Source organism: Actinomadura roseirufa (assembly GCF_900659635.1).
In the GTDB taxonomy this organism is placed as follows: Bacteria; Actinomycetota; Actinomycetes; order Streptosporangiales; family Streptosporangiaceae; genus Spirillospora; species Spirillospora roseirufa.
Window position 1 is genome coordinate 1 of sequence record NZ_CAACVB010000008.1, and the last position, 26411, is coordinate 26411.

A 26411-nucleotide genomic window follows, 5' to 3' on the forward strand; every position below is an offset into this window, starting at 1 on the left:
CCCGGTGCGCCGGGCGGCGTCCGCGACGCCCTCCGCCAGGGCGCGGTCGGCGGGCCGCGCCGGGTCGAGCGGCCCGATCTCCCCGATCACCCCGGCGCGGACGCCGGCCACGCCGTCCCGCAGGTCGCGGACGATCTCCTCGGCGATCTCCGCGGCCGTCCGGCCCGCGACCGCGTCCGGGGAGTACCAGCCGCAGCCCATGACCACCGTGACCCCGGTGGCGCGGGCGAGCCGGGCCAGCGCCCCCGGGTCGCGTCCGCGGTCGGCGCCGGTCACCTCGACCACGGCGCCGCCGCCGCGCGCGGCGAAGTCGGCGAGGTCGGGGCCGGTGACGTCCTCGGTGAGCCGCTCGTTGTCGCGGCTCCGCGCGCCCAGCGCGAGCGCGCCGAGCCGCTCCATGGTCACCGGCGCGCCGTCCCCGTCGGGGCCGGGCGCGCCCGCCAGGTCGCCGACGAGGTGCACGGCGGTCGCGGTGGGACCGAGGGCGTCCGGCTCGACCGGCCCGGTGACGCCGGCGACCCGTCCGCCCGAGGCGCTCATCGGAGGTACCGCGCTTCCGGCCCGAGGCTGGTCGCCATCTGAGATCCCTTCCCGTCGACGACGCGCGCAGGAACGTCCCCCCGGGAGACGGGCGGGACCTGCACCCGAGCCCGCATCGTATACGATCCACCGCATGATCCGCTGCCCCTCGGCGCGGTGGACGACCAAGGGCGGAACCTACGTCCCGGCCCGTGCGAAGAGATCGTTGAGGACGTCGACCAGTTCGTCCTCCTCGTAGCGCAGGTGCGTCTCCAGTTCGCCGGTCAGGCGGTCGATGTCGGCGCGCAGGACTTCTGGGAGATCTCCTCCAAGGCGGCCAGGCGATCCCGGACCTCATCCAGGATCCGCGCCACGACCACGTCGGACGGGGGGCCAAGGTCCGCGCGGCGGTGCACGCCGCGGCGCTCGCCGAGCTCGTCGACCGGGGGTACGCCGCCCTGACCGTCGAAGGCGTCGCCCAGCGCGCGGGCGTCCACAAGACGACCGTGTACCGCCGGTGGGGGGACCGCGAGAGCCTCGTCGTGGACGCGCTGGCCGAGCACATCGGGCCGACATCCCGATCCCCGACACCGACGCCGTCGCGACCGACCTCGCCGCGGTGGCCCGGTCGCTGGTCGAGCACGCCACCGGGCCCGTCGGCCGGGCCGTCCAGTCCGCCCTGTTCTCCGACGCCGCCCGGCTGCCGGAGCCGGCCGGGGCGCGGCGCCGGATCTTCGCCGACCGGCTGCGCCGGGCCGAGCCGCTCGTCGTCCGGGCGGTCGAGCGCGGAGAGCTGCCGCCCGGGACGAGCCCCGCCGAGGTGCTGCGGACGCTCGCCGGGCCGATCTACTTCCGGCTGCCGGTGACCGCCGAGCCCGTCGACGCGTCCACCGCCGACCAGGCCGCGCGGGTCGCCCTGGCGGCGGCGCGGGCGGGGGTGCTCACCGGATGATCAGAGCACCGGACCGACGGGGGCCGGAGGCCCGGCGGAGGCGACCGCTATTGTCCGACCATGACTGTCGGCCCGAGTGAGATCCTGGAAGAGTGCCGAGCGAGGTTCGGCCCGGCTCCCCGTTCCTTCGGCCGATGGGATCACTGGCGGCATCTGCGGCTGGCCCCGCCCCTGTGGCTCCAGCTGAACCGCGAGGATCTCCTCTGGGACGTCCTCGGCGGCCACCGCGATGCGCTGACCCGCGGCCAGGTGGTGTGGGGGCACGTCGTCCGGGCGAACACGCCGCTGTTCGAGGCGGGCCGCGGCGACAGCCCGGCGTCGGTGGTCTACAGCTTCGCGCCCGTCTTCGACGACGAGCCGGACGAGCTGGCCCTGGTCGCGCAGCGGCTCTTCCGGCTCTCGGGTTCCCCCCAGGAGGACCCCGAGCTGCGCAAACTCGCGACGAGCATCGCCGACGAGAAGGCCCGCGAACTGCGCGTGCCCGTCCCGCCGAGCCTGGCGGGCAGCGAGCCGGTGTTCCTGACCACCGTCCTGGTCTCCCGCCGCCACCTGCCGTCCGGCTACCTGAGCGCCTCGCAGTTCCCGCTGGTCGCGCACCCCGACGTCAAGGGCGCGATGATCCTTCCGAGCCGGTTCTGGCCGGAGTCCCTGATCAGGGACTGGACGAACCGTCCGTCGGGCTGAGCCGGCGCCCCGCCACCGGGAAGCGCGCCACCCAGCGGCGCTGCCAGGGGGTCTCGACGGCGCGGTGATGGTGGTGCTCGCGCGTCCAGCCGACGGCCTCGGACGGGTCCACCCCGGCGAGGACGGCGAGACAGGCGATCACGGTGCCAGTGCGGCCGACACCGCCGCCGCAGGCGACCTCGACCGCCTCCCCCGAGCGCGCGCGCCCGTACAGCGCCTGGATGTGCCCGACGGCCGCGTCCCGGTCACGGGGCAACAGGAAGTCGGGCCACTCGATCCACTCGGACGGCCAGGTGAGGCTGGCTTCGTGGCGACGGCGCAACCGTGCGGACCCGAGATACAGGCCGAACCCGGGAAGTGGGCCGTCCGGCAGAGGATGGCGGAGGCCCCGCCCCCGAACCCACGAGCCGTCCAGCAACTGGAGGGCGCCTGTAAGGGGCGGTGCGGTCATCGGGGCACCTCCATCCGCTGACGGGCGCGGTGGTTCGCAACGTTGAGGCGGTTCCCGCACACGTCGGGCCGGCAGTAGCGGCGGCGCCCGGCACGGCTGGTGTCGGCCAGGACGCCCCGGCAGCCGGGCGCGGCGCAGGACCGGAAGCGCCCGTGGCCCAGGGCGCGGACGGTCCCGAGCAGCCCGATGCCGATCACGGCGGCCAGTTCGGCGGCGAGCGGCGCGCCCGGCGCGGTCGGGACGTACCACTGCCACGGGCCGCCGCCGTCACGGCGCAGGACCGGCGCCAGCCCCGCGCGCGCGGCCAGCACGCACGCGCCCTCGACGGCCTGCGCGGCGGTCTCGGTCTCCAGGACCCCGCGCGCCTCGCGCCGCAGCAGGTGCACCTCGAACAGATCCCGATCCGTCGGCGCCCCCGCGTCCAGGACGAGCCCGTGCGCGGCGAGGAAGGCGGACAACACCCCGGTACCGGCAAGCCCGTCACCGGCCTCACCCCGAACGGTCGGCGAAGACGTGACCAGACCGGTCGCGACCGCGGCGCCCACCGCGTAGTCCGCGACGGAGATCTCCACCAGCATCCCTCCAAGTAAGACTTGAAAAGGAACTATAACCCTTACTTGGCGGCGGTGACGAGGCCGGCGATCAGGACGTCGAGACCGTGCTCGAAGTCGCGTTCGGAGTCACCGCCTCCGAAGGTCGACAGCAGGTGACGCAACGCGGGGAGCCGGTCCGGCGCGACTCCCCGGGTGAAGAACTCCACCTGCTCGTCGCTCTGCTCGGCGAAGAAGTCCTCGACCTGGAACCCGGCGGTGGACAGCACGAGCGAGCCGTAGACCAGGCCGCTGACCGCCAAGAAGGCCCGCCGGACGCCGGCGTCCGCGAAACCGGCGTCCATGAGCGCGCCGGCCAGGGCGTCGAACGGCCGCAGCGCCGCCTCCGTGACCGGGTTGGCCTGGTCGGTGACCACCGCGAGCGCGACGGCGGGGTGGCGGCGCAGCGCGCGGTACATGCTCAGCGCCACGTCGCGGACCCGCTCCGGCCAGGGCAGCGCCGAGTCGGGAACGGCGATCTCGCCGAGGACCCGTCCCGCCATCGCGTCGAGCAGGTCGCCCTTGCTCGCGACGTGGTTGTACAGCGACATCGCCTCGACGCCCAGCGAGCGGGCCAGCCGCCGCATGGACAGGCCGTCCAGCCCCCCGTCGGCGGCCAGCACGAAGGCGGCGTCCAGGATCTTCTCGCGGCTCAGCGGCGCACGTGCCATCCGGTTCAGCGTCCCCTCGTTCGATCCGGCCCGGTTAACACGGAACTTACACCGTATGTATTCTACTTACGGCGTAAGTTCTCATCGCCCGAGGAGGATGGACATGACCGATGTCATCGTGGTCGGAGCCGGACCGGTCGGCTTACTGCTGGCCGCCGAGCTGAAGCTGGCGGGCGCCGACCCGCTGGTACTGGAGGCGGCGGACGGCTCCGTCCGCCGCGCCCGCAGCCTCGGCCTGCGGGCGATCAACACCCAGAGCCTGCGGACGCTGGCGCTGCGCGGGCTCACCGGACGGCTGCGCGAGGCCCAGGAGGCGCTGCTGGACGAACTCGGACCGGCGGCGGACGCCCACCCCGACCGCGACGACATCGCCGCGACGATCCTGGACGCCGTCCGGCGGGGCCTCGGCCGCGGCCACTTCGCCGGACTCCCCCTGCGGGACGGCGCCGGAGCAAAGGACAAGCCCGCCGAGTACATCGTGGTCAGGCAGCACGTCCTGGAGCGGATCCTCGCCGACCACGCGGCGTCCCTCGGCGTCGAGGTCCGGACCGGCCACGAGGTGACCGACGTCGTCGACGAGGGCACGGCCGTGCGCGCGGCGCTCGCCGACGGCACCTCCCTCACCGCCGCGTACCTGGTCGGATGCGACGGCGGCCGCAGCACGGTCCGCAAGCGGTCGGGCATCGCGTTCCCCGGCACCGCGCCGACGATGACGGGCCGGGTCGCGATCGCCGAGCTGGCCGAACCGGTCGCCTCGTCCATGCGGCATCCGGGCGGAGTGCTCAGCACCTCACTGGTGGTGGGGGAGATCCTCATCGCCGAGTTCGACGGCGGCCCCGGCGACCGCGCCGCGCCCGTGACCGCGACGGAGATCCAGGACAGCGCCCGCCGGGTGACCGGCCAGGACGTGACCGTCACGGAGATGGAGACGGGGATCCGCTTCAGCGACAACACCCGGCAGGCCGAGACGTACCGGCGCGGCCGCATCCTCCTGGCGGGCGACGCCGCGCACGTCCACTCCCCGGTCGGCGGCCAGGGCCTCAACCTCGGCTTGCAGGACGCGGCCAACCTCGGCTGGAAACTCGCCCTGGCGGCCACCGGCCGCGCCCCGGACGACCTGCTCGACACCTACACCACCGAACGCCACCCCGTCGGCGCACGCGTCCTGAACGACACTCGCGCCCAGACGGCACTCCTGTTCCCCGGCCCACAGACAGAGGCGCTACGGGACGTGCTGGCCGAAGTCCTGGAATTCCCAGAGGTGCGCCGGCACTTCGTCGACCGGATGAACGGCCTGAACATCGACCACGCCCCGGACGCGCCCCACCCCCTGACCGGCCGTTTCATCCCCATCCTGCCCCCGGACAGCCCAATCGCGGCGGCCCTGAAAGAAGGCCGAGGCGTCCTAGCAGGCCCGGGCAACGCCCAGGGCTTCACCGACCGCGTACAAGCGATCGGAACCCCCCTCCCCGGCACGACAACAGCCCTCATCCGTCCCGACGGCTACATAGCCTGGGCCTCCAACAACGAAGACCCCCAAGCCCAAACCAAAGCCCTGTCCACCTGGTTCGGCCCAAGAACCCCAACCCCCCAGCCGACCAACTGACCCCTCCCACAAGCACGGGTGGCCTCGCCCCTCCCGAGGCCACCCGCCACAAGCAAGTCATACAGAACTGAACCTGTCTCCTGGCCTCTGGGACTCGTCGATCCTCAGCATCGGCGTGCCCACCAGGCGCCTTCGGATGGGCCAGGGGAGCATCCGGCGCGCAAGAGCTTCTGTGCAGGCGCCGGGCTAGAGGTCATGGTGCGGGGTGGGGGCGGCGACGATCAGGGGTGGAGGGTCGCGGGGGACTCTGGTCGCGAGCCACTCGGTGGCGTAGGCGGCGATCAGGCGCGTTGTCCCCGGGAGGAGGCCGTACCGGGCCATCGCGTGCGCGTAGGCCCGGTGCGCCTGCTCGGCCTTCGCGTGCTCCTCGGCGAGTTCAGCCGTGGTGGCCGCGAGGGCGCGTGCGAGTTGCTCCACGGTCGGGGTCCTGGCGCCGCGCGGGCTGCGGTCGGGCATGGCGTGCCTTCCTGAAGTGGCGACGGCGGCTTTCCAGCAGGACGCCCAGGAACCCGCCGACCGCTCCGCAGGCGGCTCCGAACACCACCATGCTCATGGCCATGCGCATAAGTTCCCCGGACGAGATCACGGCCGCACCGCGTGGCCGAGTTCGAGCGCGATCGCGTGCGCGACACCGTCACAGTCGTCCACGCTCCCGATGAGCGAGCCGTCCGACGCCCAGGCGAACCACGCCGCCCCGAACGCGTCCACGGCCGTGACCTCCACCGAACGCCTCAGCGACCCGAGCCTGATGACGTTCAGCGCCGTGTCCCCGTCCAGCCGGACGACCCCGCAGGCCAGATCCGGCCGCCGGGACACCGCCCGATCAAGCCCGGCGATGTGACCGCGCAACCGCTCGCGCTCCATCCCCGACCATTCGGGCGTTTTATCAAAGACATCCATTTTTGCCCCTCCCAGGGCATCGGCAATGGAACTCTTTCACCACCCAGGGTGACCCCCCAGAGCTAGGCTCGCTACGTTCCGGAACGCCTCGCAACACAAGGGAGGGAACATGCACGCTCGGGATTCACTTGACTCGGCAGGTTCGATCTGGCATCTCATAGCGGTTCACCTACGCCGCTACAGAGAAATGCACAATATGTCCGGCCAGGCGCTTGCCGACCTCCTCGGGTGCGACCGTTCCACTGTTTCCCGCTACGAGTCCAACCGGCTGAAGATCAGACGCGAGCACGCGGAGATCATTGATCGAACCTGGGGTACGAAGGGCATGTTCACGGACCTGATCGGCTTCGCCGAGCGTGCGGACGAGGGCGACTGGCTCATGGAGCTGTCGGAGTACGAAGCGCGCGCCACACGCATCCGGATATGGGAGGCATCTGTGGTCCCTGGACTGCTCCAGACACCGGACTACGCCCGTGCCGCACTGACCGCCGGGACCGAGGACGACCCGGCGGCTGCGCTTGAGCGGCGGCTGGCCCGGCAGACGGCCGTGTTCGAGAAGATGAAGCCTCCGCGAGTGACCGCGTTCCTGAGCTGGGTCACTCTGGCTCAACAGGTCGGCTCCGCCGAGGTGATGCGCGGGCAGATCGCCCATCTACTCAAGCTGACCGAACTTCCGCTCGTCACTCTCCGGATAGTGGAGCGTCAAGCCGGCGCGCACCCAGGCCTGAACGGCTCATTCAAGCTTCTTACGGTTGACCATCGCGATCTCGCGTATACCGAGGCAGCGACCCGGGGCCGGTTCCTGACGGACCCTTTCGACGTCCAGGAGGTCTCAGTAAGGTACGACTGGATCAGCGACATAGCCGCCCCGGTCGACGCATCTCGGTCCATCCTGGAAGCTGAACTGGAGAAGTACTGATGAGCATTTGGCGCAAGTCCAGCCACAGTGGGACCACGGGCAACTCTGACTGCGTGGAGGTGGCCGACCTCGTCGGCAACATCGGCGTCCGCGACAGCAAAGACCCTCACGGACCCACGCTCGCCCTACCCACCGCCAGCTTCCACGACCTGATCACCCGCATCAAGCACGGAGCACACGACACCCCCTGAGCAGCAGCGGTCCCGCACTCAACTCATCCCCCTAGAGCGAGGGCGCATGGAAAAGATCCAATGGCGCAAGTCGAGTCACAGCGGCTCAGGTGCGCAGTCTGACTGCGTGGAGGTTGCGAACCTCGCCGGAAACATCGGCGTTCGCGACAGCAAGGACCCTCACGGACCCACGATCGCGCTCCCCGCTGCGGGCTTTCGGGACCTGGTGGGGTGGATCAAGCGTGGGACGTACGACCTGAGCTGAACTTGGCGTCTTGACTCTGAGAATCCCAACCAGGACGTCAAGCCGCTGGTGTGGGCGTCCCGGGCCTCTTCGTCGGTGGGCCTGGCGTGCGGGCTTGGCGGCCGAGACCGGCAGGACGGCCGCCAGGACGGGGACCAGGTCAGGGACGGCGCCGAGCGGCTGGGGTGGCCTGGCTCCGGTGTCCTAGTTGACGGCTTGGAGGAGGTAGAGGGCGGCCAGCCCGGTGGCGAGGGCGCCGAGGGTGAGCCGGAGGCCGGTCTCGGGGAGGTGGGGCTGGAGCCGTGCGCCGATGTAGCCGCCGACCAGTCCGCCCAGGCCGCAGGTCAGTCCGAGGGACCAGTCGGGCGCGATGGTGCCGTGGGCGGTGAGGGAGAGCGCGGCGTAGGTGGCCGCACCGGTCAGCGAGGTGAGGAAGGTGGAGGCCAGGGCGGCGGGGGCGACTTGGGAGACGGGCATGCCCCGGCCGACGAGGATGGGCCCGATGATGGAGCCGCCGCCGATGCCGTAGATGCCTCCGACGACGCCCACGGCGAGCGAAAGCGTGCCGACGAAGCGCGTGGACGGGGCGCCGGCCGGGACGCGGGGGTCGGGCGGGCGCAGGGTGCGAGCGCACAACCACAGGCCCAGCGGCAGCAACAGCAGGCCGACCAGGACGCGGAAGACGGTGGCGCCAGGGACGGCGAAGACCCGGATGACCGCTCCGGCGACGACGCCGGGCAGAGTACCGGCGATCAGCAGCCGGGTCAGCGGGCCGCCCAGGTGTCCCTGGCGGTGGTGGCGGGCCAGCGCGCCGGGACCCGCGACGACGTTGAACAGCAGGTTCGTCGGGGTGACCGCGGGGCTGGCGACGTGCAGCAGGCTGAGCTGGACCGGCAGCAGGAACACCGCTCCCGACACGCCGACCGGTGCGGTCACCACGGCGATCAGCGCGCCGGCCGCGAACCCGAACAGCTCCGCTTGCCCGGTCACGTCCTCGACTCCGCCGCCATCCGCCATAGCCTGCCTTACCGGACATTCAGCGCGGACGGCAGACCCCCACCGGCGGCGAGCCACGGTTCGCCAACGGAGCCCTGGCCGGACAGGGCGCGGCTGGGGCGATGGGCCACCAACGCCCACCAGCGCAGGGCTTCGGCGATCGCGCCGGGCCATAGTTGCTCGTGTTCCGAACGTGCGATTGCCGCGCTCAGTGCGTTCGAGGCGTGCGGGAGGTTCGTGCCAGGGGCGTGTTCATCTAGGGCGGCGGGCGTCCAGTTCCTTTTGCCATAGGAGGTCGGTCAGGCGTTCTATGCCGGTGGCCAGGTGGCGGCGGTACGTCGTCATCGGCAGGCCCAGGAGTTCGGCCGCGAGTTGCTGGGTTCCGGCGGGGCGCAGGTAGGTGTGGTGCAGTGCGCGGAAGGCCCGCCGGTCGCGGGGGGACGCCTCCAGGCGGGCGGCGCCGTCGTGGAGGGCGTCGCGGAGGGCGGCGGTGCGCTCGGACGCGTCGCCGGGCGGGCCCGCCAGGCTCGTCCGGAGCAGGGCGGAGCCGCGCAGGCCGCCGGCTCGGCCGAGGCCGCGCAGGGCGGTCCGGACGGCCTCGGCGAACTCTTCCCGGTCCAGGAGCGGGTCGCCCGGCGGCGGGCCGGTCTCCCGGTCGGCCATGAGCGACATCCAGGCGAGGGGCGGGACGAGGCGCCAGTCGTGGCCGTACACGCCGTAGCGGTGGCCGCCGGACTCGACGGCGGCGGACGGGATCGGGTGGTAGTCGAGGTGGCGGCAGCCGTCCGCCCAGAAGCCCGGGTCGCGGAAGGTGAGGAACGTCCAGGCGAGGAAGGGCGTGGACAGGTACGACCGGGAGAACTGCAAGGTGATGAAGGTCTGGACGCGGGAGATGTCCTGGTAGGAGTCCCGGTCCATCCAGAAGCGGACGAGCCGGGCGGTCTCCGGTCCGCTCAGCCCGCCGTTGCGGTCCACGTGCGCGGCGACGGCGGCGGCGAGGGGGTCGGCGCGCCGGTCGCGGTCGTCCATCTCCTCGATCGAGAGCTGGAGCGAGAACCCGGCGGGTTCGCCCTCGGAGTCGCGGACCACCAGGAACCCTCCGGGCCGGCGTCCCGCCCAGTGGTCGAACAGCCGGGCGGACGCGGGTCCCTCGTGCGCCTCGACCCACGACCGCAAGATCGGGTGGTCGCTCTCCGTCGCCGTCGTCGCCTGGAGGGTGTCGGCGTCGGTGCCGCCCGGTCCCATCTTCCCGAGGAAGGGCTTCAGCACGGACCTGTCGCGGTGCAGGTAGGCGAAGTCCAGCAAGAGGTCCTGCCGCTCGGCGGGCGCGGCCCGCTGGAACAGCTCGCGGTAGTGGGCGGCGGCCCGGCGCTGGACGGCGGCGTGCCCGCCCGGGTCCCGCCAGCGCGCCTCGGCGGCGAGGACCTCCCGGACGAGGTCGTGCGGGTAGAGCCCGCGCGGCCCGTGCTCGATGATCGACAGGCCGCGCAGCCAGTCGAACAGCGGCGCGGCGGCGGGCCGGTCGAGCATCGCGGCCAGCAGCGGTTCGGTGAGCCCGAGGACCTGGGCGCAGGCTTCGAGCGCGGCCCGGTGATCGGACGACGGGACGGTGTCCACGAGGCTTCGCAGCAGGGCGGCGATGACGTCGGGCGCGGCCGGGGCGGCGCCCGGACGGCGGTGGACGCGGGCGTCGGCGACCAGGGCCAGGGCCAGCGGATGGCCCCGGGTGAAGTCGAGCGCGGCGTCGCTGCCCGCCTCGGGGAAGCCGCGCGCGGCCAGCATGCGGCGCCCGTCGGCCGGATCGAGGTTGCCCAGCGGCATCGGCTCCAGCAGCTCGCGCCAGCCGGGGTCGGCGCGCCACCCGAGCGACGGCCGCTCCCGCCCGGACAGGACGGCCAGCGCGCCGTCCGGCAGCCGGGGCATCAGCTCCTCGCGCAGCCAGCGGTCCAGCGGCGCGAGCGCCTCCAGCGTGTCGATGAGGAGCAGCAGGTCCGGCACCTCGCCGAGCGCGGCGAGCGGGTCGTCGCCGGGCCCGCGGCCGAGCTGGACGCGCAGCGCCGCGACCACCGCGGACGCCACCGGGGCGAGCTCGCGGCCGTCCAGCCGGACTAGGCGGCGGCCCGCCCGTTCCCCCATCCAGCCGAACTGGTGGAGCAGCGCCGTCTTGCCCACTCCCCCGGGGCCGTGGACGAACACCACGCGCGGCGCGTCCGGGTCGGCCAGGAGGGTCCTGAACCGCGCGAGTTCCCCGTGCCGGCCGACGAAGCCGCGGCGGCGGGCGGTGGCGAGACGGTCGGCGAGCCGCTGACCCATGCGTGGTGGCCCCCCTCGACCACGACAAAGCCTGGCTTTTCACCAGACACCGCCCATCCTTCCGGCATCCGGCCTTACCTGGGAGGGAGGTCAGTCTCACACGCGGGTGCGGGCCCGTCCGATTCCGGACGGGCCCGCACCCCGGGCATGCTCAGACCGTGTCGATGGTGACGTAGTTCAGGCGCACGTCGACCGTGCCGTTGTTCTTGGCGCACGCGGTGTAGTCCCCGGGGCCCTGCCAGTTGGCCCAGCCCGCCTGGGTCTGGGCGCTCCAGGACGTCACCGGGCCGGGCGACCCGCTGCCGGTGACCACGACGCCGGTCTGACCGATGATCTTGAACTTCAGGCCCGGCGTGTTGGCGCTCCCGGTGCCGGTCACCGAGGACTCGGCGTGCGCCGCCACGCACGCCTCGCCGCCCGGGTGGATCCAGATGTTGGAGATCGTGCCGCCGCCGGCGAACGCCGTGCCCGGCAGGGCCACCGCGCCGAGCGCCGCCGCGCCCGCTACCGCCAGCCCGGCCGCGGCGCGCCGTCCCGTCCGCTTCCTGGTCGTGCTCATCGCCTCAGTCCTCTCCACGGCCCCGCCGGGTCTCCCCGATGGGCCGCCGGTCCTCGGCCGTCCGCCCCGCCGGCGTCCGGCCCGTCCTGCGATGCGAGGAAGGTACGGCCGGGCCGCGTCCACATAGGAGCCCGTTCTCCCGCCACTTTCCGTCCGATCCGCGCCCACGGGACGGTCAGGGCCGGAGCACGTACCGGCCGCGCACCCCGCCCTCGGCCACGGCGCGGTGGACGTCGGCGACCCGGTCCAGCGGCACGACCGCGTGAATCCGGGCGGGCAACTCGCCGGACGCGGTACGGGCGAGCAGGCCGTCCAGCCGGGCGCCGTCGGGACGGGAGACCACGACGCGCACGGTGATCCCGCGCTCGGCGGCCGGTGGGGCGCTCGGCTGGACGCCGACGAAGACCCCGCCGTCGCGGACCAGGGCGAGGCCCCGTTCCTGCATCACCGCGGCGTCGGCGACCGCGTCCCAGCCCGGCTCGGCCCGCGCGGTGAACCCGGCGCCGAGACCGCGCACGAACTCGCCGTGCGGATACAGCAATGCGGGGGCGGGGGGCTCGCGCTGCCGCCCCTGCTTCCGTTCCTCGGGCCGTGAACGGCCCTGCGGTACGGGTCGGGGTTGCCCTCGATCTGAGGACCGTGCCGGGTGAAGTGAAGGGGCCCCCGAGTCCTCCGCCCGGGGGCCCCTCCGCCGTGTCCGCCCGCCGTTGCCTGCCGGGTCGCCCCCCGGAGTGGCCCTGTGGCGGACACGCGACCCCGACGCCAGGGTTCACCGGGGGCAGATGAACCCACCCGGCAGCGTCGGAGCCAGCCTGCGCGGGGGCGCCGTCCCCATGCAAGCCGTTCGGATGCGCCTGCCAGCGTCGCGCCGATCTCGAAGGCTCGCGCTGTGCCTACGCGCGAGGCAGGTTCAGCGCCCCGCCGATCACCTCGGCCGCCTGCTCAGCGGTCACGCCGACCTGCTCGCCGTGGTCGGGTTCGCCGTACCAGACGTAGGCCGACCGGCACCGCGACCACAGGACGTACCGGGGCCCGGCGCCGGAGCGGATCAGGTACAGCGTGCTCCCACCGCCCGGACGGCGCGCGTAGACGCCGGAGAACCGCCGCGCCAGCAGGGCCGCCAACTCGTCGAGACGCTCGGCCGATGAAGCGGACGCGGGGGGATCTGCCGCCTTACCCGTCCCCCCGCGCCCACGCTCGAACTCACTCACCCGCGCCACTCTCGGACGTGGGCGCACCCAGGGTCGTCGCCACCGTGAGAGCCGCGTCCACGATGTGGCTCGCCTCCGCGATCGGCTTGCCCCACGACGTGAAGAACCACGCCCGTCCGCCATCGTCCTCACGCGGCCCGCACGTGATCGTGTCCGCAGGCTGCGGCGCACCCTCACAGCACCCCGGAAGGTTCGGGTTGATCACGATCAGGCTGCGCCGCTGAAGAACCGTCTTCAGCCCGTAGACGTGAAGCCTCGACATCAGCGCCCCCAGCCGCGCGTAGGCGTCCGGGTAATTGGTTTGGTCGAGACGCTCGCTCATGGGCGACTCGGCGTCTTGGCTGACTTGGCTCATAACCTAACCTTTCGGGCCGTTTTCGCGTCGTTCACGTTCACAGCTCCGATCCGTCCGTTTCGGAGCAACAACCGCTGTCCGTGACGGACTGTCCAGCCGAACTCACTGGTGGCAAGCTATGGGCGTGTAGGAGCCACAACCCGGAAAGAAAATCCGGGGTCATGCTGCGAAGGGTGGACACCCACCATGGCCGATCGGCCCGACGGTCTGACGCCAGGTCAGCGCGTCGCATGGCACCGTGTTCGGCGCGGTATGTCTCAGACCGTTCTCGCCGGTCTCGTAGACCGCACCGAAGATTGGCTCAGCAAGATCGAGAATGACCGTGCGGTACTCGACCGGCTGTCAGTGATCAGGGCACTCGCCGATGCGCTGGGCGTCTCCGTCCTCGACCTGATCGGAGAGTCCTCCGCGAACGCAGTTGTGCATGAACCCGCAGGCGTCGCCGAGATCCGTGCCGCGCTCATGGACTACCGGCAACTCTCTCCGCTGCTCGCCGCGATCGAAGCCGAGGGCCAAGCGCCCAGGATCGAGCACTTGCGCCGGGACGTCGTTGAGGTCATGGACGCCTACCAGCGGTCGAAGTACGCCCACATGCTCAGACGCGTTCCTGAACTGCTCACCCAGACCCAACTCGCTGCTCGCGAGTACACCGAGGACGACCGGATCACTGCCGAACGCATGGCCGCTCTCGCCGGCCAGTCAGCCGCGATGATCCTCACGAAGCTCGGTCAATCCGATCTGGCGTGGATCGCAGCCCAACGTGGCCTCTCCGCTGCCGAACGGTCAGGGGACCCCGTCGTAATCGGGTCTCTCTTCCGTTCTGCCGTGCACGCGCTCCACACGCACAACCGGTTCAAGGACGCCACGGCCATGGCCCGTCGAGCGGCGGACTACCTACGCCGGGAACACGTTCCCACCGAGCCGAGGATCGTTTCCATCTACGGCTCGTTGCTCCTGCCCGGAGCGGTGGCCGCCGCCCGTGCGGGCGACCGGGGAACGGCAGCGGACTACCTAGACGAAGCCGAGGGCATGGCCGCGTTGATCGGCTCGGACTCCAACCGGCTTTGGACCGCGTTCGGACCGACCAACGTGCGCATTCATCGAGTGACCACGGCTATGGCCCTGGGAGATGTACAGGTCGCGCTGGATCTCATCCCCGGCATCGATACCACGGGGCTGCCGACCGAACGCCGCGTTCGCCACTCGCTCGAAGTCGTCAACGCCTATCACGCCCGGAACAAGGTCGGCCGGGCGATCGATGAGCTTCTCACCGCCGAACGTCGAGCACCCGAACAGGTCCATGAGCACGTCATGAGCCGCCAACTCGTCCTCAGTCTCCGAGCCACCACGCTGGGCAAGCGGAGCCGCAGCCTCGCGAGCCTTGCTCGCCGGATGAGGCTGATATAGCCGCATCTCATACAGTCGTCCTGTGACTACAGATCCAGCAGAGAGCTTCGCCACGCCCCGCGCTGCCGCCGGTGTCCTGTTCTTCGACCAGGCGGACAACGTCCTGTTGGTCGTCCCGTCGTACAAGAACTACCGGGACATCCCAGGCGGATACATCGAGCGTGGCGAGACGCCGAAGGAGGCTGCCGCTCGCGAGGTTGAAGAGGAACTCGGCATCACTCCGCCGATCGGACGGCTCTTGGTCACCGACTGGGCACCCAACCAGACCGAGGGAGACAAGGTGCTGTTCCTCTTCGACGGAGGAACGCTGACGCCGGAGTATCTCGACCGGATCCAGCTTGACCCCGCCGAACTCACCTCCTACGAGTTCCACGAGGTGGTCAAAGTCCACGAACTGACCATCACCCGACTCGCGCGCAGGATCGTGCACGGCCACGAAGCCCGCGCGGACGGATCAACCCGCTACCTCGAACACGGCAAGCTGACCGGCTGAACTACCACGACACCAGACCAAGGGGCGGGGCGCATCGTTGCGCGGCCCGTCCCGTCTCGGCAAGCACGAACTGTGCCGTCTTGGTCAGTCGTTACGCCAGACGGGTTCGAGGAGGTCGGGGTTGAAGGCCGCCCGCCCCTTGCCCGCCGGATGAACGATCACCGCGCGAAAAGCTTCCCGCATGTACGTCCGCTTCACGGAGATTGGAAGGCCGCCGTCCGCTTCAGCCAGATACCAACGCCCGGTTCTTCTCAGTGCGTAGACGGTTGATCTCCTCTTCCAAACCGGGGAGAAGATCGAAATAGGTCTCAGCCGTCATCTTCCGCGCCGCGAACCGCCGAGACGCCTGGTCTCGATTCTCCACCGCTTGTTTCAGTTCGTCATCCTTCGACCAAAGGGGCGCCTCATTCAGGGTAGTCACGCGCCGTTGTTCCAGCTTGGAGAACACGGCCTCTGAGAGGAACTCGTCCACCTTGTCGCCACGTCGTCCAATGCCACCACAGCCACCAGCAGCCTTGTCCGGGCAGTAGTAGATGTGCCCCCTCTTACCCTTGGTGGCGCCAACCCGCAGCGGCACGTTACACATCGCGCCAGACCGGTTCGAGGAGATCGGGTTGAAGGCCGCACGGTCCTTGGCCGCCGGTTTCGGGTCGGGGCGTTCGCGTGGGGGTCGGGTGTCGTAGGGTTTGGGGTGTGGACGGTTCGTCCGCCTCCCTTGGGGGCGGGCGTCGTAAGAGGGAACCCGGTGCGAATCCGGGACTGCCCCGCAGCGGTGAGTGGGAACGACCGCCGTCACCACGCACTGGGCCGCACGGCCTGGGAAGCGACGGCCAGTAGGACGCTTCGCGACGAAGCGGCGCCCGCGAGTCCGAAGACCTGCCGCCACCCGCGCGCCGGCCGGCGCGCGGCGGTCTGCGGCCTCGCGGGAGGGCTCGCGGCGCGCACGGCGTGCTTGGGCACGGGCGTGCGCCGTGCCGTCCGCTCGCGGGTCCGCCTGTGGCTCAGCGAGGGAAGCTGCCATGAACACGACGATCCTCGGGTATCCGCGCATCGGTCCGCGCCGCGAACTGAAGGTCGCGACGGAGGACCACTGGGCGGGACGCGCCGACGACGCGGCCCTGCTGGAGACCGGGGCCCGGCTGAGGGCCCAGGTGTGGACGACGCTCCGCGACGCCGGGCTCGACGGGATCCCGTCGAACACGTTCTCCTTCTACGACCAGGTCCTCGACACCAGCGTCCTGGTCGACGCGGTCCCCGCGCGGTACCGGCACCTGTCGGGGCTCGACCGCTACTTCGCGATGGCGCGCGGCGTCCAGGACGTCCCCGCGCTGGAGATGACCAAGTGGTTCGACACCAACTATCACTACATCGTCCCTGAAATCGGGCCGGACACTCGGTTCCGGCTGGCCGAGGGGTCGGCGTCCAAGCCGCTGGTGGAGTACCGGGAGGCGAAGGCGCTGGGGGTGGACACGCGTCCGGTCCTCGTCGGGCCGCTGACGTACCTGCTGCTCGCCAAGCCCGCGCCGGGCGCGCCCGCCGGGTTCCGGCCGCTCGACCTGCTCGACGGGCTCGTCGACGTGTACGCCGAGCTGCTCGAACGGCTCAGCGGCGCGGGCGCCAGCTGGGTACAGCTCGACGAGCCCGCGCTCGTCGCGGACCGGTCCGCGGAGGAGATCGAGGCGCTCGGCCGCGCGTACGCGCGGCTCTCGGGGCTGACGAGCCGGCCCCGCCTGCTCGTCGCCACCTACTTCGGGTCGGTCGGCGCGGACGCCCTGCGCGTCCTCGCGGGCACCGGCGTCGAGGGCATCGGCCTGGACCTCGTCGCGGGCCCCGGGAACCTGGACGTGCTCGCGTCGGTCGGCGGGGTACCGCGCAAGACCGTTGTGGCGGGCGTGGTGGACGGGCGGAACGTCTGGCGCGCCGACGCGCGCCGGGCGAAGGCCGCCTGCGCGGCGCTGCTCGGGCTGGCCGACCGGGTCGTGGTCGGCACGTCGTGCTCGCTGCAGCACGTACCGCTCGACCTGGAGGCCGAGACGTCCCTTGACCCGTCGGTGCGAGAGCGGCTCGCGTTCGCCCGGCAGAAGGTGGACGAGGTCGTCGCGCTGGGGCGGGCCCTGAACACGGACGTCCGCACCACCCCTGAAGGTCCTGCCCCCTCTGCGGGGATCGACCATCGCGTGCGCGCGCGCCTGGACATGCTCGGGGACGCGCACCGCGGCGACCGCGCGACCCGGTTCGCCGTGCAACGCGCCGCGCTGGGCCTCCCCGACCTCGCCACGACCACGATCGGGTCGTTCCCGCAGACGCGGGAGATCCGCCGCGCGCGCGCCGACCACCGGGCCGGACGCATCTCCGGCGAGGTCTACACCGGCCTGATGCAGGACGAGATCGCCAGGGTCATCGCCTTCCAGGAGAAACTCGGGCTGGACGTACTGGTGCACGGTGAGCCCGAGCGCAACGACATGGTCCAGTACTTCGCCGAGCAGCTCGACGGGTTCGCGGCGACCGAGCACGGGTGGGTGCAGTCCTACGGGTCGCGGTACGTCCGGCCCCCGATCCTGCACAGCGACGTCGCGCGGCCCCGGCCGATGACGGTGCGGTGGGCCACGTACGCGCAGTCGCTGACGGACCGTCCGGTGAAGGGCATGCTCACGGGGCCGGTGACGATGCTCGCGTGGTCGTTCGTCCGCGACGACCAGCCGCTCGCCGACACCGCCCGGCAGGTCGCCCTGGCGCTGCGCGACGAGATCGGCGACCTGGAGTCGGCGGGCATCCGGATCATCCAGGTGGACGAGCCGGCGCTGCGCGAGCTGCTGCCGCTCCGGTCGGGCGGCCACGCGGCCTACCTCGCCTGGGCGGTGGCCGCGTTCCGGCTGGCCACCTCGGGCGTCGCCGACTCCACGCAGATCCACACGCACATGTGCTACTCGGAGTTCGGTGAGATCATCGAGGCGATCGGCGCGCTGGACGCGGACGTCACCAGCGTGGAGGCGGCGCGTTCGCACATGGAACTGGTCGCCGACCTCCGCGCGGCGGGCTACGCCAACGGCATCGGCCCCGGCGTGTACGACATCCACTCCCCGCGCGTCCCGTCGGTCGAGGAGATGGAAGAGAACCTGCGCCGCGCGCTCCAGGCCGTCGAGCCCTCCAGGCTGTGGGTGAACCCCGACTGCGGCCTGAAGACCCGCGCCTACCCGGAAACGGAGGCGTCCCTACGCACCATGGTCGAAGCCGCCCACCGCGTCCGCCAAGCCTAAAGACGTGGCCCCCCGTGCCCGGCCGAACCCCCCAAGGCCGGGCACGGCAGCCTCAACAACGCCCCAACCTGTCACGCGAGCGCGCGACCTGACCGGCGGGGGCGAAGCCGGAGGCGAGCACCCGCCCAACCGCGCAATACGGTCCAGTGCCCATCTCACAACGGCCTCAGCGATCACGCGAGCGCGCGACCTGACCGGCGGGGCAATGCCGAAGGCGAGCCCCGCCGGGAAGATCGCGAAGCGATTCGCGCTCGCACAAGCCCGGTCACGAAGCGAGCGCAAGCGAGCGAAGTGGGCCGGGGTTGCAATGAACACCGGTCACGAAGCGAGCGCTAGCGAGCGAAGTGGGCCGGGGTTGCAATCAACACAGCAACGCGGCCCTTCTCGCCCGCGGCCCAGCAGCCGCCGTCGTCCGCGCAGTCGACGGTGTCGAAGCTTCCGGTGTCGAACCGGGTCCACGACCGGCCGCCGTCGAGGGTGGCGTCGCTGCCCGTCGGGCCCACCGCGAGCGCCACCGGGCCCGCGTACACCGGCCATACGACCCCGGAGCGGTACTCGGCGGGCGGACGGGGCGCGGCGCGCCACGTCCGGCCGCCGTCGCTGGTCGTCGCGGCGGCCGTCGGGGACGGCTGGCCCGGCCGGTAGTCACCGCCGACCGCGATGCCGTGCCGGGAGTCGCGGAACGCCACCCCGAACACGCCCTGGGACGAGCCGCTGGGCAGCGGCGTGTCCGCGACGGTCCAGGTGCGGCCGCGGTCGCGCGAGTGGAACACGCGTGCTCGCGACCCGCCGCCGGTCGCGAGCCACACGTCCCGCGACCCGTGGCTCACCAGGCACTGCCCGCTGGCCGCGAACGCGGACTCGCCCTCCAGCGCCGCGGGCATCCCCGCGCCGGGCAGCACCCGCCAGCTCCGCCCGCCGTCGGCGGTGGCGATGAGCCGGAAGCGCCCGTCCACCGGGTCGCTGACGGCGAGCCCGCGGCGGGAGTCGAAGAACGTCACGCAGTCGTAGAACGCCTTGGGCTCGGTGTTCTTGAAGCCGAGCGTCCAGGTGCGGCCGCCGTCGGAGGTCCGGTAGACGCGGGACGCCTCGCCCTCGCCGATGGCCAGCACCACGGCGCGCTTCGCGTCGAACGCCTCGATGTCGCGCAGTTCCAGGCCCGCCGCGTCGGGCGGCCCGACCTTCTGCCAGTTCCGCCCCGCGTCGGTCGTCCGCAGGACGGTCCCGCCGCTGCCCGCGGCCCAGGCGACCGTCCGGCCGACGGCGGCGAGCCCGCGCAGCCGCGCGTCGGACCCGGTGGGCGTGAGCCGCCACGCGGGCCGGGCCGCCGGGGCCCGTTCCGGGGCCTGCGCGCTCGCGGTGCCCGGCGCCATCAGGGACGCCGTGACCACCGCGCCGCAGATTCCGGCGAACGACACTTTCCGCACCATTGCGAGCATCGCTGTCATGCCCCGCAAGCTAACGAACGAAGATCACCACGTCCAGCCCCCAAAACCCGGACGACCGGTGGCCCTCCGTCAGCGGACCCCGGCCCGCCTCCCCCCGCCGCGCGGCGTGTACGACCCGGGTTTGACCAAGGTGGCCGTCGGTCATCCTCCGGGGCGATGCGATGCCGCCCGCGTCGTCCCATGATGCGCAGTACGCGGAACAACACTGCACGGACAACGCCGCACGGATCGAGGGAGGATCATGCACCGGATACTGGCGGTGGCCCTGGCGGGGACCATGGGAGCGGCACCGCTCGCGGTCACCGCGGGGGCAGGGGCGGAGACGGGAAGCGCGGCGAGAACGGGAGCCGCCGGGGACGATCCGGTCGCGGCCGTCCGGATCGATCCACCGGCGTGGCGGCCGTGCGGGGAGCACGGGGCCGAGTGCGGGTCGGTCCGGGTACCGCTCGACTGGAGCCGCCCGCGCGGACGGCGGATCACGCTGGCGGTGAGCCGGCTCCGGGCCGCCGCCCCGTCCCGCCGGATCGGCGCGGTGTTCTTCAACCCCGGCGGCCCCGGCGGGAAGGCGATGGCGATCGTGCGGGACGTCCCCGGTGTCTTCCCCGAGGAGTTGCGGAACCGGTTCGACGTCATCGGCCTCGATCCGCGCGGCGTCGGCGCGAGCGTCCCCGCGATCGCCTGCGAGAAGCCCACGCTCGACCCGCGGATCGGGCAGTTCCCGCGGACCGCGGCGCAGTACCGGCGGCTCGTCTCCTATAACCGCGAGGTCGGCGCGGGGTGCCGCCGCGCGACCGGCCCGCTGATCGACCACGTCGACACCGTCAGCGCGGCGCGCGACGTCGAGGCCGTCCGGGTCGCGCTCGGCGGCGGGAAGCTGAACTGGCTGGGACTGTCGTACGGCACCCTGCTCGGCGCCACCTACGCCGAGCTGTACCCGCACCGGGTGAGGGCCGCGGTCCTGGACGGCGCGGTGGACCACTCCCTCCGGCCCCGGCGCATGGTCGCCGACGAGGCCGCGGCCACCGAGGAGGCGTTCGCCCGGTTCGCCCGCTGGTGCGACGCCGACCGGGCCTGCGCGATGCACGGGCGGGACGTGCGGGCCGAGTACCGCGCGCTGCTGGCCCGCGCGCGCCGGCATCCGGTCCCGGCGAAGGGACATCCGGAGGGCGTCACCGCCGAGCAGATCGGCTACGGCGTCTACTCCCTGCTCACGGTGCCCGCCCAGACACGGGTGCGGCTGGCCGGGGCGCTGGCCGGCGCGACCGCGGCGGTCCCCGACGCGGCGGGCTTCGCCGAGCCGGTGGACAGCTCGCCCGCCTACCGGGCCATCACCTGCCACGACTTCCCGTCCGACGTCCGCGGTCCCGCCGACCTCGCCGCCCGCGAGCGGGAGGCGAACCGGGTCGCGCCGACCACCGGCGGCTACGTCGAGGGCTGGGACGTGCAGGCCGGATGCATCGGCTGGCCCGTCCGCGCCGCGAACCCGTGGGGGCCGACGCCGGTGCGCGGCGCGCCGCCGCTGCTGGTCGTCAGCGGTGAGAACGACCCGGCCACGCCGTACCCGTGGGGCGTCGGGCTGGCCCGGCAGATCCAGGGCTCGCGGCTGCTGTCCTGGCGCGGCACCGGGCACACCGCCTACCTCAACGACGAGGCCGTGCGGGGCCAGGAGATCCGGTATCTGATCGATCCGAATTCACCGTTGGGGACGGTCCGCGGGTAAGGGCGAGGTCACCGCCGCAGCCAGCATGAGCTGCCCCGCCCAAGGCCCCGCCGCCCGCATCTTTGCGCAGGTCACAGGGTATTGCTACGCACTGTGAGCAACCAGAAGCGCATTGAGATCGCCTGGCCTGGAGTGGGCGTTACCGTAACCGCCGACCTCGACGACCGTAACGCCGTCCTGGCGCAGGCGGTCTGGGACGCCCTGCCGTACCGGAGTCTCCAGGGCCACGCTCTGGTGGCAGGGCACCACCTCTACCACGTCGCCCCGATTCACGACATCCTGCACCTGCCCGCCGCGTACCGGGTCGACCGCCGGACGGTCCCGGACGGCACCGTGTTCGCCTCCCGCCTCCAGCACCTCGGGCTGAAGTACGGCCCGCTGACCGAGCCCATGACCGCGACGCCCATCGGCCAGGTCGCCGACGCGGACATCGACGCGCTCACCGACGCCGGGCGCGCGGTGTGGGAGTCGGTCTACACCTCCAAGAAGCCGCTGGTCGTCGAGGTGCGCCGCGCGGGCGAGACGAGCGGGCACCGCCTGCCGCGGCTCACCGCCGCCGACCCCGCGACCAACGCCCTCGTCGAGGACGTGTACGCCGAGACCGCGCGGATCTGGCTGGAGCCGCCGGAGGAGCTCGTCGACCTGCACGACGGGCGCATCAGGTCCGGCGCGGGCAGCTACGGCACGGTCCTGACGACGCTGCTGTTCGTCAACGGCGAGACGAGACCGCTCGGCTACAACTCCTACAGCGGCCTGGTGCGGGCCGCGCACGAGGGCATGCCGATGGAGTCCCTGCGGCACATGGCGCGGACGGTCGTCGGCGTCCCGGCGGAGTTCCTCGCCTACTGCGGCCTGGAACGGCTGGGCGCGTTCACCGAGCGGGTCCTCGACCGGCTGGAGCACCTGGACGTCCGGGACGACTTCGTCGCGCTCATGGCCCACATGGCGCTGTACCTCAACTGCCTGGGCGGATGGAACCTGCACCTGTTCCCCTGGCAGGTCGGCGACCATCTCCGCCAGCCCGAGGCGGCCCAGTGACCAGAGCGGGCACCGGACCGAAGGGGACGGCGCTGACCAGCGCCGACGCGGCCGTGATCGGCGGCGGGGTCATCGGGCTGTCGGTCGCCTGCCACCTCGCCGAGGCGGGCGTCGGCACCGTCCTGCTGGAACGGGACGAGCTGGGCTCCGGCGCGTCCCGGGCCACCGCGGACATGGTGCGGACGTTCTTCCCCGGCAACCCCGTCAGCTCGGCGATGGCCGTGCGGAGCCTCGCGGTGTACCGGTCCTTCGAGGCGCGGACCGGGGTGGCGCTGCCGCTGCGGCGGGTCGGCTACCTCGTCGTGTACACCACCCGCGAGCAGATCGCGGCGTTCGAGGCCGACCTGCCCGCCCAGCGCGCCGCCGGGGTGGACGTCGCGCTGGTCGGCGCGGCCGAGGCCCGGCGGCGCAACCCGCTGCTCGGCGGCCTGGACGTGCTGGCCGCGGCGTGGTCGCCGGACGCGTACGTGTCGGACACCGCCGCGATCGTCGGCGGCTTCGCGGCGGCGGCCCGGCGGGCGGGCGCGCGGCTGCTGACCGGGCGTCCCGTCACCGCGGTCGACACGACCGCCGGGCGGCTGGACACCCCGGCGGGCCCGGTGCGGGCGGGCGCCGTCATCTGCGCCGCCGGAGCCTGGTCGGCGCCGCTCGCCCGCTCGGCCGGGGTGGACCTGCCGTTCACCGAGCCGGTCGAGCAGGAGCTGCTGACCACCGGCGACCCGCCGCCCGGCGTCGTCGTGCCCGGCATCCCGATGACGCTCGTGGCGGCGAGCGGCCTGCTCGTCCGCAAGCGCGGGAACGGGCTGCTCGTCGGCATGGGCTATCCGGGCCCCGAGCGGGACGGCTGGCGGGCGCGGGTGCGCGAGCGGCTCGACGCCACGTACCCGGCGCTGGCGGGGGTGGAGCTGCGGACGGCCTTCACCGGCGTCCGCGACGCCAGCCCCGACCGGACGGCGTTCATCGGCCGGCTGCCCGGCGCGACGCCGTTCCTGTACGCCGCCGGGTTCTCCGGGCACGGCTTGTGCACCGCCCCCGCGGCGGGTGAGCTGGTACGCGACCTGTACTTCGGCCGGGAGCCGGAGGTCGACGCCCGGCGCCTGGCCGCCGGACCGGAAAGGGTGTGAGGTGCGTGGAACCCGCACGTTTCGTCCTGGAGCCCGCCCCCGTGGACGTGCACGCCGAGAGCGCGCGGCTGCGGGAGGCCGGGCCCATCGTGCCGGTGGAGGTGGAGGGCGTGCGCGCCTGGGCGGTCACCCGGTACGCGACGCTGGAGACCGTCCTCACCCATCCGGATCTGTCCCGTGACATCCGGCACTGGGCGCTGGAGGGCCGCCGGTGCCTGCGGCCGGACGGGTCGCTCGCCCGGATCGTCGCGGTCTCCACGATGCTCAACGCCGAGGGGGACGAGCACCGGCGGCTGCGCGGCCCGCTGACCCGGGTCTTCTCGCCCCGCCGGGTGGGCGTCCTGCGCCCGCGGGTCGAGGAGATCACCGCGCGGCTGGTCGGCCGGCTGGCCTCCATCCCCGCCGGCCCGGACGACCCGGTCGACCTGCGCGCGGAGTTCGCCCACCCGCTGCCCTTCGAGGTCATCTCCGACCTCCTGGGGATCCCGCCCGAGCGGCGGGACGAGCTGTACGAGCTGGACCGCGTCAACACCACGACCCGCGACGACGACGCCACGGTCGCCCGTGCCCGCGCCGCGCAGGACGACCTGCTCGGCGAGGTCGTCGCCGAGCGCCGTCGCGCCCCCGCCGACGACCTGATCAGCGTGCTGGTCGGCCAGGAGGGCGAGGCGCTCACGACCCGGGAGGTGCTCGACACCGTCGAGGAGGTGTTCGTCGCCGGGCACGTCACCACGGTCAACCTCATCACCAACGCCACCCGCCTGCTCCTGACCGTGCCCGGTCAGCTCGACCTGATCCGGTCCGGTGCGCGGCCGTGGAGCGCCGCCGTCGAGGAGGCCCTCCGCCTGGAGTCGCCGATCCGCCACTTCCCCATGCGCTACGCCGTCCGGGACGTGCGCATCGACGGTGTGCTGATCCGCAAAGGGGAAGCGGTCCTCGGCTGCCACGCCTCGGCCGGACGCGACCCGGGCCGGTACGGCGACCGAGCCGCCCGGTTCGACGTCGCCGCCGAGACGGAGACGCACCTGTCCTTCGGCCTGGGCCGCCATTTCTGCCTGGGCGCGCCCCTGGGCCGCCTGCAAGGGGAAGTGGCGCTGGACGCGCTGTTCACGGCGTTCCCCGACATGGCGCTCGCCGCGCCGCCGGAGGATTTACGGAACCTGAACACCGTCGTCGCCCTCAGCACCCGGACCCTCCCCGTCCGGCTCGGCCGGAGGGTCCGATGAGCGCCGGGCTCGGCGCGGCCGTCGTCGCCGGGCTCCGCGAGGCCGGGTCGCGCGAGGTGCTGGTCCGCGGAGACCGGCGGCTGACGGGCGAGGAGGTGCTGGCGATGGTGGCGACGGCGACCGCCCGGCTCACGGCGGCGGGCGTCCGGCCCGGCGACACGGTCGCCTGCCTGTACGGATCCGAGCTGGAGTCGCCCATCGGCCGGGTGGTGGCGCTCGCGCTCGGGTTACGGTACGTCCACGTGCTGCGCGGCGTGCCCGTCACGGTGGCGGGCCAGGTCATGCGGACTCTGCGGACGTCGGCGCTGCTGTACGAGCCGTCCCGGGGGGACGAGGTGGCCGCGCTGCTGGAGGCGTGCCCCGTCCCGATCGTCCGGGGTCTGGACGCGGACCTCTTCGGGCCCCCGCGGGAGGGCGTGGTGACCGCGCCGGACCTCGGCGACTCCCCCGAGATCGCCTGGGTCACCTTCAGCAGCGGTTCGACGGGCGAGCGCAAGGCCGTCGCCTACGAGCACCGCGCCGAGGCGGCGCAGTACAGGGTGGCGCGGGCGGTGTTCGGGCGCGAGCGCTGGCGGCTCCTGGTGATCCCCCTCCCCCGCTACCTCCCGGACGTCTTCGTCCTGTGGGCGCTCGCGAGCGGCGGCACCGCGATCCTCGAACCGGACGGGCGGCCGGAACGGCTGGCCGACGTCGCCGAGCGGGAGAACGTCACGCACCTGATGGCGGGCTGCCCGGCCGAGCTGTACGAGCTCGCCGACCATCTGGAGACGCGGCCCGCCGACCCGCCGGACCTGCGGCTGGTGATCTACGGTGGCGCCGGTCCCGTCCCGTCGCGCGGCGCGCGGGCGGCGCGGCGGCTGGGCGCGGTGCTGATGCAGACGTACGGGACCTCCGAGGGCGGCCTGCTGACCTCCCTCGGCCCGCGCGACCACGCGCGCCCGGACCTGCTCGCCTCCGTCGGCCGGGCCGTCCCGGGCGTCGAGCTGCGGATCCGCGGCAAGGACGGCGCGGACCTGCCGAGCGAGGCGGTCGGCGAGATCTGGGTCCGCACCGACCAGCGGATGCGCGGCTACGTGGACGCCGCGATCGGCACCGCCCCCGTCACCGGCGACGGCTGGGTGCGCACCGGCGACCTCGGTCACCTGGATTCGTCCGGATACCTGTTCCTGCTCGGCCGGACGGAGGAGGGCCTTCCGGAGGGCCTCCACTCCCGCCCGATCGAGGACGTCCTCACCGGGCATCCGGCCGTGATGGGCGCGGCGGTGTTCGCCGTCCCCGGTCCCGCCGGGCCGGTGCTGGAGGGCGCCGTCGTCGCCCGCGAGGGACAGCGGCCCGACCTGGACGAGCTGCGCGGGCTCGTCCGTGCCTCCCTCGGCCACGACCATGAGCCCCGCCGCCTCCACCTCGTCGACGAGATCCCGTGCGGCCCGTCCGGCAAACCGAACAAACCCGCCCTGACCTCGCGATTCACCCACCCTTGACCATGTAGCATGTTACATGCGATCATCCGGGTAGAGTGCGGCGCGCGCGAGAAGACGTCCGCGCGCCGCGGCATCAT

Annotated in this window: 28 protein-coding genes, 1 pseudogene and 1 riboswitch; of the genes and pseudogenes, 15 read left to right on the plus strand and 14 right to left on the minus strand. The window is 72.8% G+C overall.

From position 1 onward, the window contains the following. Positions 1 to 540: phosphotriesterase family protein (locus E1291_RS03150; RefSeq protein ID WP_503108234.1), on the minus strand; the 540-nt coding region annotated here is incomplete at its 3' end. A 389-nt stretch (positions 541 to 929) separates the two neighbouring features. On the opposite strand from E1291_RS03150, the pseudogene E1291_RS43695 reads away from it, so the two are divergent. The 3 genes and pseudogenes from E1291_RS43695 to E1291_RS03160 form a co-directional block, all read left to right on the plus strand. Further along, a pseudogene (locus E1291_RS43695) lies at positions 930 to 1004 on the plus strand (hypothetical protein); the annotation flags it as partial. Positions 1005 to 1036: 32 nt separating this feature from the next. Continuing rightward, complete coding sequence (locus E1291_RS03155) at positions 1037 to 1471, plus strand: TetR-like C-terminal domain-containing protein (protein ID WP_242613913.1); 435 nt, start codon at positions 1037 to 1039, stop codon at positions 1469 to 1471. Positions 1472 to 1531: 60 nt separating this feature from the next. Continuing rightward, entirely contained in the window at positions 1532 to 2155 is a 624-nt protein-coding gene (locus E1291_RS03160) for a hypothetical protein (RefSeq protein ID WP_131736004.1), read from the plus strand. Here E1291_RS03160 and E1291_RS03165 read toward each other — a convergent pair. From E1291_RS03165 to E1291_RS03175, 3 genes are read right to left on the minus strand one after another with little or no spacing between them, the layout of a single operon-like run. Further along, positions 2124 to 2606 (minus strand): phosphatase domain-containing protein, encoded by a 483-nt coding sequence (locus E1291_RS03165; RefSeq protein ID WP_131736005.1) that lies wholly within the window; start codon positions 2604 to 2606, stop codon positions 2124 to 2126. The two genes, E1291_RS03160 and E1291_RS03165, sit on opposite strands and share 32 nt — an antisense overlap. Beyond that, a complete protein-coding gene (locus tag E1291_RS03170; protein WP_131736006.1) occupies positions 2603 to 3178 on the minus strand; it encodes a CGNR zinc finger domain-containing protein in 576 nt (191 codons plus the stop codon). Before E1291_RS03170 ends, E1291_RS03165 begins: the two co-directional genes overlap by 4 nt. Before the next feature lie 41 nt (positions 3179 to 3219). Continuing rightward, positions 3220 to 3867, minus strand: a complete 648-nt coding sequence (locus tag E1291_RS03175; protein WP_131736007.1) for a TetR/AcrR family transcriptional regulator C-terminal domain-containing protein — start codon at positions 3865 to 3867, stop codon at positions 3220 to 3222. A gap of 103 nt (positions 3868 to 3970) precedes the next feature. On the opposite strand from E1291_RS03175, the gene E1291_RS03180 reads away from it, so the two are divergent. Beyond that, positions 3971 to 5473: an FAD-dependent monooxygenase gene (locus E1291_RS03180; protein ID WP_131736008.1), complete on the plus strand. Its 1503-nt coding sequence runs from the start codon at positions 3971 to 3973 to the stop codon at positions 5471 to 5473. 186 nt (positions 5474 to 5659) lie between these two features. Here the strand turns inward: E1291_RS03180 and E1291_RS03185 are convergent, their stop codons facing one another. Further along, complete coding sequence (locus E1291_RS03185) at positions 5660 to 5929, minus strand: hypothetical protein (protein WP_131736009.1); 270 nt, start codon at positions 5927 to 5929, stop codon at positions 5660 to 5662. Between the two features lie 126 nt (positions 5930 to 6055). Continuing rightward, positions 6056 to 6373, minus strand: a complete 318-nt coding sequence (locus E1291_RS03190; RefSeq protein ID WP_131736010.1) for a hypothetical protein — start codon at positions 6371 to 6373, stop codon at positions 6056 to 6058. A 109-nt stretch (positions 6374 to 6482) separates the two neighbouring features. Here E1291_RS03190 and E1291_RS03195 point away from each other — a divergent pair, with 109 nt between their 5' ends. The 3 genes from E1291_RS03195 to E1291_RS03205 are packed head-to-tail and all read left to right on the plus strand — an operon-like array spanning position 6483 to position 7727. Beyond that, entirely contained in the window at positions 6483 to 7292 is an 810-nt protein-coding gene (locus E1291_RS03195) for a helix-turn-helix domain-containing protein (protein WP_131736011.1), read from the plus strand. Then, positions 7292 to 7483, plus strand: a complete 192-nt coding sequence (locus tag E1291_RS03200) for a DUF397 domain-containing protein (RefSeq protein ID WP_131736012.1) — start codon at positions 7292 to 7294, stop codon at positions 7481 to 7483. The genes E1291_RS03195 and E1291_RS03200 overlap by 1 nt, the downstream gene beginning before the upstream one ends. Before the next feature lie 46 nt (positions 7484 to 7529). Further along, complete coding sequence (locus E1291_RS03205; RefSeq protein WP_131736013.1) at positions 7530 to 7727, plus strand: DUF397 domain-containing protein; 198 nt, start codon at positions 7530 to 7532, stop codon at positions 7725 to 7727. Positions 7728 to 7910: 183 nt separating this feature from the next. Here E1291_RS03205 and E1291_RS03210 read toward each other — a convergent pair whose 3' ends face one another. From E1291_RS03210 to E1291_RS03235, 6 genes are all read right to left on the minus strand, one after another. Continuing rightward, the gene (locus tag E1291_RS03210; RefSeq protein WP_242613914.1) at positions 7911 to 8696 is read right to left on the minus strand and encodes a sulfite exporter TauE/SafE family protein; all 786 of its coding nucleotides are present in this window, start codon (positions 8694 to 8696) and stop codon (positions 7911 to 7913) included. A 258-nt stretch (positions 8697 to 8954) separates the two neighbouring features. Further along, on the minus strand, positions 8955 to 11015 hold the full coding sequence (locus E1291_RS03215; protein ID WP_131736015.1) for an AAA family ATPase: 2061 nt from the start codon (positions 11013 to 11015) through the stop codon (positions 8955 to 8957). A 151-nt stretch (positions 11016 to 11166) separates the two neighbouring features. Continuing rightward, entirely contained in the window at positions 11167 to 11574 is a 408-nt protein-coding gene (locus tag E1291_RS03220; protein WP_131736016.1) for a hypothetical protein, read from the minus strand. A gap of 175 nt (positions 11575 to 11749) precedes the next feature. Continuing rightward, the gene (locus E1291_RS03225; RefSeq protein ID WP_242613915.1) at positions 11750 to 12115 is read right to left on the minus strand and encodes a zinc-binding dehydrogenase; all 366 of its coding nucleotides are present in this window, start codon (positions 12113 to 12115) and stop codon (positions 11750 to 11752) included. A gap of 352 nt (positions 12116 to 12467) precedes the next feature. Further along, positions 12468 to 12785 carry a hypothetical protein gene (locus E1291_RS03230; protein WP_131736017.1) on the minus strand — a complete coding sequence of 106 codons (318 nt, stop codon included), beginning with the start codon at positions 12783 to 12785 and terminating at the stop codon, positions 12468 to 12470. After that, a complete protein-coding gene (locus tag E1291_RS03235) occupies positions 12778 to 13107 on the minus strand; it encodes a hypothetical protein (RefSeq protein ID WP_131736018.1) in 330 nt (109 codons plus the stop codon). Before E1291_RS03235 ends, E1291_RS03230 begins: the two co-directional genes overlap by 8 nt. Positions 13108 to 13326: 219 nt before the next feature. Between E1291_RS03235 and E1291_RS03240 the strand changes: the two genes are divergently transcribed. Further along, the gene (locus E1291_RS03240; protein ID WP_131736019.1) at positions 13327 to 14547 is read left to right on the plus strand and encodes a helix-turn-helix domain-containing protein; all 1221 of its coding nucleotides are present in this window, start codon (positions 13327 to 13329) and stop codon (positions 14545 to 14547) included. A gap of 22 nt (positions 14548 to 14569) precedes the next feature. After that, positions 14570 to 15040, plus strand: coding sequence for an NUDIX domain-containing protein (locus E1291_RS03245; protein WP_131736020.1), 471 nt, complete (start codon positions 14570 to 14572; stop codon positions 15038 to 15040). A gap of 223 nt (positions 15041 to 15263) precedes the next feature. Here E1291_RS03245 and E1291_RS03250 read toward each other — a convergent pair whose 3' ends face one another. Then, entirely contained in the window at positions 15264 to 15617 is a 354-nt protein-coding gene (locus E1291_RS03250; protein ID WP_131736021.1) for a hypothetical protein, read from the minus strand. A gap of 103 nt (positions 15618 to 15720) precedes the next feature. After that, a riboswitch (cobalamin riboswitch) is annotated at positions 15721 to 15938 on the plus strand. Between the two features lie 121 nt (positions 15939 to 16059). On the opposite strand from E1291_RS03250, the gene metE reads away from it, so the two are divergent. Next, positions 16060 to 18297: a 5-methyltetrahydropteroyltriglutamate--homocysteine S-methyltransferase gene (gene metE / locus E1291_RS03255; RefSeq protein WP_131736022.1), complete on the plus strand. Its 2238-nt coding sequence runs from the start codon at positions 16060 to 16062 to the stop codon at positions 18295 to 18297. A 332-nt stretch (positions 18298 to 18629) separates the two neighbouring features. On the opposite strand, the gene E1291_RS03260 is transcribed toward metE, so the two are convergent. Then, complete coding sequence (locus tag E1291_RS03260) at positions 18630 to 19745, minus strand: WD40/YVTN/BNR-like repeat-containing protein (RefSeq protein ID WP_131736023.1); 1116 nt, start codon at positions 19743 to 19745, stop codon at positions 18630 to 18632. A gap of 241 nt (positions 19746 to 19986) precedes the next feature. On the opposite strand from E1291_RS03260, the gene E1291_RS03265 reads away from it, so the two are divergent. The 5 genes from E1291_RS03265 (at position 19987) to E1291_RS03285 (ending at position 26334) form a co-directional block, all read left to right on the plus strand. Beyond that, positions 19987 to 21465: an alpha/beta hydrolase gene (locus E1291_RS03265; RefSeq protein ID WP_207400521.1), complete on the plus strand. Its 1479-nt coding sequence runs from the start codon at positions 19987 to 19989 to the stop codon at positions 21463 to 21465. 132 nt (positions 21466 to 21597) lie between these two features. Further along, positions 21598 to 22503: a cucumopine synthase-related protein gene (locus E1291_RS03270; RefSeq protein WP_242613916.1), complete on the plus strand. Its 906-nt coding sequence runs from the start codon at positions 21598 to 21600 to the stop codon at positions 22501 to 22503. After that, positions 22500 to 23627 (plus strand): NAD(P)/FAD-dependent oxidoreductase, encoded by a 1128-nt coding sequence (locus E1291_RS03275; RefSeq protein ID WP_207400523.1) that lies wholly within the window; start codon positions 22500 to 22502, stop codon positions 23625 to 23627. The genes E1291_RS03270 and E1291_RS03275 overlap by 4 nt, the downstream gene beginning before the upstream one ends. Positions 23628 to 23632: 5 nt before the next feature. Next, positions 23633 to 24853, plus strand: coding sequence for a cytochrome P450 family protein (locus E1291_RS03280; protein ID WP_131736026.1), 1221 nt, complete (start codon positions 23633 to 23635; stop codon positions 24851 to 24853). After that, the gene (locus E1291_RS03285) at positions 24850 to 26334 is read left to right on the plus strand and encodes a class I adenylate-forming enzyme family protein (protein ID WP_131736027.1); all 1485 of its coding nucleotides are present in this window, start codon (positions 24850 to 24852) and stop codon (positions 26332 to 26334) included. Before E1291_RS03280 ends, E1291_RS03285 begins: the two co-directional genes overlap by 4 nt. The last annotated feature ends 77 nt before the right edge of the window (positions 26335 to 26411 follow it).